Below are 10,147 nucleotides of genomic sequence, written 5' to 3' on the forward strand. Positions count from 1 at the left end.
CCTCCAGCGCCGGCCCCGCCCCGCCCCCCGCGCCCCCCCCGCCGCCCCCCCCCCCCCCCCCCCGCCCCGCCCCCCCCCCCCCCCCCCCCCCCCCCCCGGCCGTACGGTCTCCGGGCGGGCTGCCGAGTTACGCCCGATCCTTCTCCGGCACCGCATAGCCCGGCACGGACGGCCAGCGGACCGTCAGGACCACCGACTCCTCCTCCGCGAACCATGAGTGATCGACTCCGCGCCCCCACACGACGTAGTCGCCCTGCTCTTCCAGCAGGACTTCACGGTCCGGCAGTTCGACGCGGAAGCGGCCACTGATGAGGACCAGGAGAGCCGTGCGTTCCTCGCCCCTCACCCACTGCGCTCGCCTGTCGGCACGAGGGTGGACGCCCCATTTGATCTCCACGGCCTCGCTGTGGCGCGGGTCTCCGACGTCTTTGAAATGCCCGAGGAGCCATCCTCGGTCCAGCCCCGCGTCCTTGCCCGCGTTGCCCACGTACACGGTGTCATTCACGTGGGGGAACGCTAGCAGCGCCGGAGCACCACGTGGTGGGTGAACGGGACGGGCGCCCGAGCTCGATGGCGCCCGTCTCGGCGGGCGACGGCCGGCCGGACAACTTGGCCCGCTCAGGAGGCGTACTGGCCCGTCGACCTGGCGTCGCTCCGGAAGTGGAACTGATACTCCGCGTTGTCCTTCACGTTCGCGGCGATCACTATCCAGCTGCCCGCTTCGGTGAGCTTGTAGTCGGCCTGACAACTCCTGCCGCCGACGAGCGCGCCGGTCCGGCAGCGTGGACGCCCAGCCTCACCCACTGCCAAGGGTCCGCACGGCGGGGTGTGGGCACGTCCTCACCGCAGCAGCGGCCGTGCCCTCCCCGCCCAGTACTCGTCCGCCGTGATGCCCAGCAGGACCACGTCGTGGTGCGCGCCCGCGAAGAACTCGTGCTGGCGCAGGCGGCCCTCCTCCACGAAGCCGAGTTTGCGGTAGAGGGCCAGGGAGGCGTCGTTGAAGGCGTAGACCTCCACCTCGCACTTGTGGCAGCGCTGTTCGGCGAACATGTAGGTGAGGACCAGCTCGGTGGCCTCGGCCGCGTAGCCCTGGCGGCGGTGTTCGCGGGTGACCTCGATGCCCGTGCGGAAGCGGCCCGCCCTTGCGTCCGTCTCGCCCACCGACACCGCGCCGACGAAGGCGTGCTCGAAGCGGGTCTCGATGACCAGTTGGTACGAGGACGGGTTCGGGGTGCGGGCCGCGCGTTCGGTGACCCAGGCGCGGAAGCTCTCGTCCGAGCGCGGGGGCTCGACCACGTCGGCGTTGCGGGCGTCCACGGTGTGCAGGGCCAGGGCCCGGAAGCCCTCCCAGTCCTGGGGTTCTATGCCCCGCAGGCGTACTCGCTCGCCGGTCCACAGGTCGGTCATCTCGCTCCAGCCAGGTGTGAGGGGTGCAGGGGCAGGTCGGTCCGTCGGTCAGTCGGTCAGTCGGTCAGTCAGGTTGCTTGGGCCGCGATCGTCCTCGCGCAGGCCAGGGACTCCATGTGTGTCGTGTCCACTTCCAGGTCGTACGACACCCCTCGGTGCACCTTCTCCGCCTGTGCCGCGGCCATGCCCCTCGGGCGGTCACCCCGGGCGATCTCGCGGGCCTCGGCCACCTCGCTCGCGCACCGGACGCCCACCCACAGGACGTGCAGGCCTGTCAGCGCCTTCCGCCATGGTTCCTGCGAGGCGGGGCCGCCCAGGAACACGTCGTCGATGATGACCCGCGCCCCTGCCCTGGCCATCGCGGCGACTCCCTCGCGCCAGGCCGCCTCCAGCTTCCGGAACTCCTCGCCGATGGTCACGCCTCCGCCCTCGGCGAACTCGATGCCTTCGCCTGCCGACCTCAGGGACACGGGCAGGGAGTCCACGAAGGTGTCGATCGCGGCGGCGAGCCACGGGGTCGGCAGCTCCGCCTGGAGGCAGCGGACGATGCCGGACTTGCCGGAGCTGGAGCCGCCGTTCAGCACGATCACCTGGATGGTCATCCGGACACGGTAGAGGCAAGGCGTGCGGTGTTCGAGGCGTTTTCGGGGCCTACGCCTACGCCGGCCTGATCGTGGCGAGCTGCGCCAGCAGCAGGATCAGGCGGTACGCCGTCCCGTAGTCGGGGGCCGTGAAGGCGACCGTCCGGGCGCCCGCAGTGCGTGAGACACCCGGGACCAGGGTCGCGAGGTCGATCGTGTGCGGGCTCGCGAGGTCGACCTCCACGTCCAGCGGGCCGGTGAGGGCCAGCGGGGGGATCTCCGTGCGGCGGCTCACCGCGTCCGCCGCCGCCCGGCGCAGCCGGTCCCGGGCCTCCTCCGGGTGCAGGGTCACAGCGGCCGCCATGCCCAGGGCCTCCTTGACCGGGACGGTGACCGCCTCGGGGATCAGGTCGGCCGCCTCGGCGCAGGCCGCGTCGTCGCCGCTGAGCAGGACGACCGGTACGCCGAGGTGGCCGGCCATGGCGGCGTTGAGCCCGATCTCGCCCAGGGGTCGGCCGGTCACCCGTACGTCGAGGATCTCGCCGTTCATCGTGTGCGCCAGCACGCCCGGGCCCTCGCCCGCGCGGACGTGGTAGCCGACGAACAGCGCCGCGTCGGTCTCCTCGTCGAGCCCGGCCAGCATGTTCAGGGCGCGCGGCTTGCCCCGCACCAGGCGGGCGCGGCGGTCGAGTTGCTCCGGGAGGAGGTTGCGGAAGGTGCCGTGCGCGTCCGCGACCAGGACGTCGGCCGTAGGCTCGGCGTCCAGGACGCCCTCGATCACCGCGTTCGCCTCGGCCGTCATCAGCTCCCGGCCGCGCTGGTAGTCGTAACGCTCGGGGTTCGTCTCGGAGGAGTGGACGATCCCCGAGATGCCTTCCATGTCGACCGAGATGAGTGCCTTCATGGGGCTGGGATCCTACCTGCCGTCGTTCTGCTGGTCAGGCGCCTGCGAGGCTCGCCCGTGCCGCGTCCATGAACGCCGTCTCGGCCTCCTCCAGGTGCTCGTTGACCTCGACGTCCCCGATGTCGCGCCACACGGCGGCGTTCAGCGCGTGGCCGTACGTCCTCACCGGCTCGCGCAGGGCCTCGTCGCACAGGAGCGTGACATTGCCGGACGCGGTCCACAGTGCGGTCACGACCGGGCCCGTCTGCGTCATCCAGCCGTCCTGGTCGTCGCCCCACGGGTCGGGGCGGCGGTAGGCGGCCCGTTCCGCGGCCTGGGCGCAGGAGACGAACTCTTTCAGTACGTCTATCTGTTCGGCCCTGCGGCTCTCCGTGGTGGCCGCGATCTGGCGACGTTCCTCCGCGCGTTCCGCCGAGCGTTGTGTGGCGCGTTGGGCGAGGGCGGTCAGTCCGCCGCCCAGCGCCACACCCGAGAGCGAGACGACCGACGTCCACAGATCGGCAGCCATGGTGAAGTCCCGCCGCCCGTTCCCCTGTTCGGTCGGGGCCATGGTGCCGTACGGCGGCCGACGGCGTGCCGGTGCCCCCGGCCGGATGCAGAGGGGCGGGGGGCGCCGGTGGAGCGGTCGGTGAGCGGTGCGGTCAGCGGCCGTAGCGGATCAGGGCGCGGACCATGCGGCAGGTGGTGTCGGACGGCGGGTGGATGCCCAGGCGCTCGGCGGTGATCCGTATCCGGTGGTTGCCGGCGCTGGAGGGCTGGTAGACCCCGCTGTCGAGCAGGGCGATGGCCAGGCGCATGGCCTTGAGGCGGCGGTTGTGGGAGACGTACCACTCGCGGGGGCGGCCGGCGGGCAGCCGCTTCTTCGCGGGCGGCGTGGGGAGCGGCGGGTGGAAGGGCATCGGGAGCTGTCGGTCGAGCGGCTCGGTCGTGACTGTGGCGACGGCCATCGGCATCCTCCTGGCAGCGTGGTGGAACCCTCACGAACTCCCTCCATTTTACTGCCCCCCACTGACAATCGCCCCTGTTCAGAGGCGCTTTCGGCAGTCCCTCGCGTAACCTTGGCCCCATGGAGATCTGGATCAATCCCGCCTGTTCCAAGTGCCGCAGCGCGGTGACTCTGCTGGATGCCGAAGGGGCCGATTACACCGTCCGCCGCTATCTGGAGGACGTGCCGTCGCCCGAGGAGATCCGGGCCGTGCTGGACCGGCTCGGTCTGGAGCCGTGGGACATCACGCGGACGCAGGAGGCGGCGGCGAAGGAGCTGGGTCTCAAGGACTGGCCGCGGGAGGCCGGTTCGCGGGAGCGGTGGATCGTCGCGCTGTCCGAGCATCCGAAGCTGATCCAGCGGCCGATCATCACGGCCGAGGACGGCACCGCCGTGGTGGCGCGGAGCGAGGAGGCCGTGCGGGACGCGCTGGGGCGTGGTGCCTGAGGCCGAGGGCCGTTGACCATCCGGCTCTTGTGAGCCCCCGGGGCCGGCGCGTGCCGGGCAGGCTCAGCGTTCGTCCGTCCCCGCGCGCTTCGCCGTGGACAGGGCGATGCGGTTCCAGGTGTTGATCGTGAAGATCAGGGCCAGCAGGTGGACCAGCTCCTCCTCGGGGAAGTGGGCCGCCGCCCGGTCGTAGACCTCGTCCGGCACCCCCGCGTCGCCGATCCGGGTGACCGCGTCCGTCAGGGCCAGGGCGGACCGTTCCCGGTCCGTGAAGAAGTGTTCCGCCTCCTGCCACACCGCGACCATGTGCAGGCGGTCCTCGCTCTCGCCCGCCTTGCGTGCGTCCGTGGTGTGCATGTGCAGGCAGTACGCGCACCGGTTCAGGTGCGAGGCGCGGATCTGGACCAGTTCGACCAGGGTCGGGTCCAGGCCCGCGCGGGCCGCCGCATCCAGGCCGATCACGGCCCGGAAGACCTTCGGGGCGGTCTTCGCGAAGTCCAGCCGGGCCGTGGGCGTGGCTGTGGTCGTGTTGGTCCGGACGGTGGTGGCCGGGGCGGTCGTGCGGTCGTTCGTCTTGATCTCCGTCGTCGTCATGGGTACGAATCTAGGGCGACGGGCGACTGGGTACGGGGTGCATTTCTGTGGTGAATTCATGGGTCAATTCGGCGGAGATCCTGGGCAGCGATCTGCCTCTGGAACTCTCCGGCACCGGGAATCGCCGGGCCCTGCTGATGGATGCTCTGCGTGAGGCCGTGCGCAGCGGGCGGCTCGCCCCGGGCACCCGGCTGCCGCCCTACCGTTCCCTCGCCGCCGACCTGGGTCTCGCCCGCAACACCGTCGCCGACGCGTACGCGGAGCTGGTCGCGGAGGGGTGGCTCGCCGCCCGCCAGGGGTCGGGGACGCGGGTCGCCGAGCGGGCCGTCCCGGTCACCCCCGTCCACCGGCCGCGCACCCCCGAGCGCGTCGCCCGCCCGGTCCATGACCTGGTCCAGGGGCAGCCCGATCCCTCGGTGTTCCCGCGCACCGCCTGGCTGGCCTCGGCCCGGAGGGCGCTGGCCGCCGCCCCCGACGACGCGTTCGGGCCCGGTGATCCGCACGGGCGGCCCGAGCTGCGGCGGGCACTGGCCGGCTATCTGGCCCGGGTGCGCGGGGTGCGGGCCTCGCCGGAGCGGATCGTCCTGTGTTCGGGGGCCGCGCACGGGCTGCGGCTGCTCGCGGACGTCGTCGGCGGTCCGTGGGCGGCGGAGGAGTACGGGCTGCCCTTCCACCGTGAGCTGCTCGCCTCCCACGGGGTGGGCACCCGGCCGCTCGGCGTGGACGAGGACGGCGCCCGGGTCGACGGGCTCACCCGCCACGACCGGGCCGTACTCCTCACGCCCGCCCACCAGTTCCCCACCGGCGGGCCGCTGCACCCCGCGCGGCGGGCGGCCGTCGTCGACTGGGCCCGGGCCACCGGCGGCCTCGTCGTCGAGGACGACTACGACGGGGAGTTCCGCTACGACCGGCAGCCCGTGGGGGCCGTCCAGGGGCTCGATCCCGAGCATGTCGTGTTGGTGGGCTCGGTGAGCAAGAGTCTTTCGCCTGCCTTGCGGATCGGGTGGATGGTGCTGCCCCAGCGGCTCGTCGGCCCTGTCGTCGCGGCCAAGGGCGAGCGGGAGCAGTTCTCCAGCGCCACCGAGCAGTTGACGCTCGCGGACTTCGTCGAGTCGGGCGCGTACGACAAGCAGGTACGCCGGATGCGGCAGCGCCACCGCCGCCGCCGGGACCAGTTGGTGGCGGCCCTGCACGCGCGGGCCCCGCACGTCCGGGTCACCGGGATCGCGGCGGGGCTGCACGCGGTGCTGGAGCTGCCGCCCTGCACCGAGCGTTCGGCGGTCCGGGCGGCGGCCTGGCAGGGGCTCGCGGTGGAGGGCCTGGGCGACTATCTGCACCCGGGTGCGGAGTCCCCCTCCCGTTCCACCGGTACCGCCGCCTCCCTCGTCCCCCACCGGGACGGGCTCGTCGTCGGGTACGCGACCCCCGCCGAAGCCGCCTACCCGGAGGCGCTCGACGCCCTGTGCCGCTCGCTGCCGCCGGGCGGCCCGCCTGCGGCTACGCCCGCGCCTGCGTCTCCGCCGCCGCCAGCAGCTCCGTGAGGTGGAGGCCGAAGCGCGCGTCGCAGGCGTGCGGCACCCCCGTACGTACCGCTTCGGCCAGGGCGTCCACCGCGCCCCGGAACGCGGTCTCCGCGCCGTCCCAGCCCGGGATCGACGCCGTACCCCGCTCGCCCCGGAACTCGATCTCGACGCCCGCCGCGCCGGGCGGGGCGCCCAGCCCCAGGGTCACCGTGCTGGACGCACCGGAGGTGTGGCGCAGGATCAGGTGCGTGGTGCCGGCCGGTCCCCCGGCGGCGGTCAGGTGCTCGACGTCGCCCAGGACCGGGATCAGCACGGACAGCGCGTGCGGGCCGACGTCCCACAGGCCGCCCTTCTCGCGTCGCCACGGGGAGTCCGCGTACTCGCTGGTGGAACCGGCGGCGTAGAGCGAGCCCAGCCACTGGGCCCGGGCCGTGAACCACCCCTCCACAGCGGCCTGTTCGGCGATCCAGGCCGCGGTCTCGGGTGCGAAGCGCAGCGTGCAGAAGACGACCGAGGCCACCCCTGACTTCTCCGCCGCCTCGACCACCGCGCGGGCCCCGGCGACCGTCGTGGCGACCGGCTTGTCCATCAGCAGGTGGCGGCCCGCCTCCGCCGCCCGGACCGCGAGCGGGGCCTGGACGTCCGGCGGCAGCGCGAAGGCCACCGCGTCGCTCGCCTCCAGGAGCGCGTCGATGCCCTCCTCACCGGTGTACGCACGGGTGCCGTGGGCGGCGGCGAGGGTCTCCGCCGCCTCGGTCCTGCGGCCCCACACCCCGCTCAGCTCGACGCCGGGGTGGGCGGCGAGGGCGGGGGCCTGGGTGATACGGGCCCAGGGGCCGGTGCCGAGGAGGCCGATGCGCAGAGGAGGCGTGGTGTCCGCAGTCGTCATACGTGCCAGTGCGGTGGGTGCGGCGGGCGGTCGGGCACAGGGCCGCGCGCGAACCGGACCGCCCGAGGGCGGCACCGAATGCGGTGGCGCGGGGCCGCCCTCGCCCGCGACGTTTCCGGGGCCGGCCGCGGGACTGTACGGGGCTCCGGTGGCCGACACTCCGGTGCGGATCGGGGGCGCGGAGCACATCCGGGACCTCGGGCAGCTGCGGTCGGCCGCGCGGGCGCAGGAGCGGGCCTGGGCCGAGGCGCACGGCACCCTGTTCGCGCGGGAGCTGCTGGACACCTCGTACGCGTTCGAGCGGGTGTACCGGACCGGGCGGCCGCCGCGCTGGGGTCGAGCCGGGAGGAACTGGTGCGCCGGATGCGGGCGGCCGGGTTCTCGGCGCTGCTCAGGAGCAGCCTGTGACACGCAGTCTCCGAGCGTCGGCGAGGCTCCCCAGTCCTACGGAAAACCGCAGGAAACCTCGGTAACACGGGGTTCACATCCGGGCAACGGTCGGGAAATCGCGTCTTGCCACGCTGCGCTGCATAGACCGCTGCACCCGCAAAGGATGGCGTCCGTGACGTTCAAGGCTGAGTACATCTGGATAGACGGCACCGCGCCGACCGCCAAGCTTCGCTCCAAGACGAAGATCATGGACGGCACGCCGTCGGGTGACGTGGCGGATCTGCCCATCTGGGGATTCGACGGTTCCAGCACCAACCAGGCCGAGGGCCACGCGTCCGACCGGGTGCTGAAGCCCGTCTTCACCTGTCCGGACCCGATCCGCGGCGGCGGCGACGTCCTCGTCCTGTGCGAGGTCTTCAACATCGACATGACGCCGCACGAGTCCAACACCCGGGCCGCGCTGCGTCCGGTCGCCGAGCAGTTCGCGGGCCAGGCCCCGATCTTCGGCATCGAGCAGGAGTACACCTTCTTCGACGGCCACCGGCCGCTCGGCTTCCCCGAGGGCGGCTTCCCGGCCGCGCAGGGCGGCTACTACTGCGGGGTCGGCGCGGACGAGATCTTCGGCCGCGAGGTCGTGGAGAAGCACCTCGACAACTGCCTGGCCGCCGGGCTCGGGATCTCCGGCATCAACGCCGAGGTCATGCCGGGCCAGTGGGAGTTCCAGGTGGGCCCGCTGTCCCCGCTGGAGGTCTCCGACCAGCTGTGGGTGGCCCGTTGGCTGCTCTACCGCACCGCCGAGGACTTCAACGTCTCCGCCACCCTGGACCCGAAGCCGGTCAAGGGCGACTGGAACGGCGCGGGCGCGCACACCAACTTCTCGACCAAGGCGATGCGCGAGGGCTACGACGCGATCATCACCGCGTGCGAGTCGCTGGGCGAGGGCTCCAAGCCGCTGGACCACGTGAAGAACTACGGCGCGGGCATCGACGACCGGCTGACCGGTCTGCACGAGACCGCCCCGTGGAACGAGTACAGCTACGGCGTCTCCAACCGCGGCGCCTCGGTCCGTATCCCGTGGCAGGTCGAGCAGGACCAGAAGGGTTACATCGAGGACCGCCGTCCGAACGCCAACGTCGACCCGTACGTCGTCACGCGGCTGATCGTCGACACCTGCTGCACCGCGCTGGAGAAGGCCGACCAGGTCTGATCCCCACGCCGGTCCTGCGTGAGGGGCCCCCCGGTTAGCCGCCCCCCCCCTCCGGCACGTGTGGTGCGGGCCGGGCGTGAGGAACGTGACGCGAAGGGTCCGTATCGACGGGTGAGAGGAGTCTGATGCATGGCCGCAATGTCTGCTTCAATGGAGCACATGGCCAGCTTCCAGTACATCGCGTCGGGTCGCAGCGACCTCGAACCGTTCTGGCCGTCCCGTCAGCACCATGATTTCGACCGGGTGTGTTGCCGCGCGTGGAACGCGCAGGCCCACTAAAGCCGCTCACCCCGGCCTTCGGTCCGCGCGTACGACGTAAGTCCGTCCCTGACGACTCCTCGCGCGAAAGAGCTGACCCTCATGGCGAACACCCGTACCTTCTCCGCCGCGTCCGCCGCCACCGCGGCGTCCCCGGCGCCCGCTGCGGCCCACCCCACCGCCCGTTCCGTCCCTTCCCGCCCACCCGAACCGGCACCGGCTGCGGGCGGTCGACCGCGACGAGGTCGCGGCCCCGGCCGAGGTGGCGGGCTTCCTGCCGCCGGGGGCCACCTGGCTGCCGGCCCCGCCGCACACCCTGCCCACGCTGCCCGGCCAGCCGCCGATGATCGGTTACCTGGTGCTCGTGCCGGCCGACCAGCAGCCCGCGTTCGCGGGGGCCGTTTCCGGGGCTCCGCTCCGGGCCGGCGGCACGCCGACGTCCCAGCGGCCGGTGCCCGACGCGGCCGCCGACGCCGCTGCCGTCGTTGCCGAGGGGGTGCCGTCCGCCGGTCCGGTCCGGGTCGACGCCACCCGGCGTACGGCCTCGGTCGACGGGGTCGCCCTCGACCTCACGTATCTGGAGTTCGAGCTGCTGGCCCATCTGGTGGCGCACCCGCACCGGGTGCACACCCGCGACCAGTTGGTGACGACGGTGTGGGGTTACGGGCATGTCGGCGACGGGCGCACCGTCGACGTCCATGTCGCCCGGCTGCGCCGCAAGTTGGGCGCTGAGTACCGGCGTTCGATCCAGACGGTCCGGCGGGTCGGGTACAAGTACACGCCCTGACCGGCCGGTTCGGCCCCGCACATGACGAACGTCCGGGGGGGGGGGGCGCGGGGGGGGGGGGGGGGGGGGGGGGGGGGGGGGGGGGGGGCGTCGGCGGCTTGGTGGGCGGGGTAGGCGGGGCGCCCGCGCTTGTGCGGGGTGAAGGCCCCGCGGCCCGCCAGGTCGAAGCTGCGGG

The 10,147-nt window shown here is 73.0% G+C and carries 11 protein-coding genes and 2 pseudogenes; 5 read left to right on the forward strand and 8 right to left on the reverse strand.

The annotated features are described in order from the left end of the window. Positions 1-127 precede the first annotated feature (127 nt). The 6 genes from JS521_RS06245 to JS521_RS06270 all read right to left on the reverse strand — a co-directional run bounded on the left by JS521_RS06245 (position 128) and on the right by JS521_RS06270 (position 3,839). Positions 128-505, reverse strand: coding sequence for a cupin domain-containing protein (locus tag JS521_RS06245; protein WP_205081721.1), 378 nt, complete (start codon positions 503-505; stop codon positions 128-130). 335 nt (positions 506-840) lie between these two features. After that, the gene (locus JS521_RS06250; RefSeq protein WP_205081722.1) at positions 841-1,407 is read right to left on the reverse strand and encodes a GNAT family N-acetyltransferase; all 567 of its coding nucleotides are present in this window, start codon (positions 1,405-1,407) and stop codon (positions 841-843) included. Positions 1,408-1,475: 68 nt separating this feature from the next. After that, positions 1,476-2,009, reverse strand: a complete 534-nt coding sequence (cpt, locus tag JS521_RS06255; RefSeq protein ID WP_205081723.1) for a chloramphenicol phosphotransferase CPT — start codon at positions 2,007-2,009, stop codon at positions 1,476-1,478. Positions 2,010-2,064: 55 nt separating this feature from the next. Further along, complete coding sequence (locus JS521_RS06260) at positions 2,065-2,892, reverse strand: M55 family metallopeptidase (RefSeq protein ID WP_205081724.1); 828 nt, start codon at positions 2,890-2,892, stop codon at positions 2,065-2,067. 34 nt (positions 2,893-2,926) lie between these two features. After that, a complete protein-coding gene (locus tag JS521_RS06265) occupies positions 2,927-3,400 on the reverse strand; it encodes a hypothetical protein (protein ID WP_205081725.1) in 474 nt (157 codons plus the stop codon). A gap of 133 nt (positions 3,401-3,533) precedes the next feature. Then, positions 3,534-3,839 carry a hypothetical protein gene (locus JS521_RS06270; RefSeq protein ID WP_030718660.1) on the reverse strand — a complete coding sequence of 102 codons (306 nt, stop codon included), beginning with the start codon at positions 3,837-3,839 and terminating at the stop codon, positions 3,534-3,536. A gap of 119 nt (positions 3,840-3,958) precedes the next feature. Between JS521_RS06270 and JS521_RS06275 the strand changes: the two genes are divergently transcribed. After that, positions 3,959-4,324: an ArsC/Spx/MgsR family protein gene (locus tag JS521_RS06275; RefSeq protein WP_010057736.1), complete on the forward strand. Its 366-nt coding sequence runs from the start codon at positions 3,959-3,961 to the stop codon at positions 4,322-4,324. 63 nt (positions 4,325-4,387) lie between these two features. Here JS521_RS06275 and JS521_RS06280 read toward each other — a convergent pair whose 3' ends face one another. Next, the gene (locus tag JS521_RS06280; RefSeq protein ID WP_205081726.1) at positions 4,388-4,918 is read right to left on the reverse strand and encodes a carboxymuconolactone decarboxylase family protein; all 531 of its coding nucleotides are present in this window, start codon (positions 4,916-4,918) and stop codon (positions 4,388-4,390) included. Positions 4,919-4,968: 50 nt separating this feature from the next. Here JS521_RS06280 and pdxR point away from each other — a divergent pair, with 50 nt between their 5' ends. Continuing rightward, positions 4,969-6,459, forward strand: a complete 1,491-nt coding sequence (gene pdxR / locus JS521_RS06285) for a MocR-like pyridoxine biosynthesis transcription factor PdxR (protein WP_205081752.1) — start codon at positions 4,969-4,971, stop codon at positions 6,457-6,459. On the opposite strand, the gene JS521_RS06290 is transcribed toward pdxR, so the two are convergent. Further along, a complete protein-coding gene (locus tag JS521_RS06290; RefSeq protein ID WP_205081727.1) occupies positions 6,416-7,330 on the reverse strand; it encodes a Gfo/Idh/MocA family protein in 915 nt (304 codons plus the stop codon). The two genes, pdxR and JS521_RS06290, sit on opposite strands and share 44 nt — an antisense overlap. Here JS521_RS06290 and JS521_RS37455 point away from each other — a divergent pair. From JS521_RS37455 to JS521_RS06300, 3 genes and pseudogenes are all read left to right on the forward strand, one after another. Next, positions 7,296-7,589, forward strand: a pseudogene (locus JS521_RS37455) (hypothetical protein); the annotation flags it as partial. The gene JS521_RS06290 and the pseudogene JS521_RS37455 sit on opposite strands and share 35 nt — an antisense overlap. A 303-nt stretch (positions 7,590-7,892) precedes the next feature. Further along, the gene (gene glnII, locus JS521_RS06295; protein ID WP_205081728.1) at positions 7,893-8,927 is read left to right on the forward strand and encodes a glutamine synthetase; all 1,035 of its coding nucleotides are present in this window, start codon (positions 7,893-7,895) and stop codon (positions 8,925-8,927) included. Positions 8,928-9,287: 360 nt separating this feature from the next. Continuing rightward, a pseudogene (locus JS521_RS06300) lies at positions 9,288-9,972 on the forward strand (winged helix-turn-helix domain-containing protein). Positions 9,973-10,147: the final 175 nt, after the last annotated feature.

The organism is Streptomyces durocortorensis (genome assembly GCF_016901035.1).
Lineage (GTDB): Bacteria > Actinomycetota > Actinomycetes > Streptomycetales > Streptomycetaceae > Streptomyces > Streptomyces durocortorensis.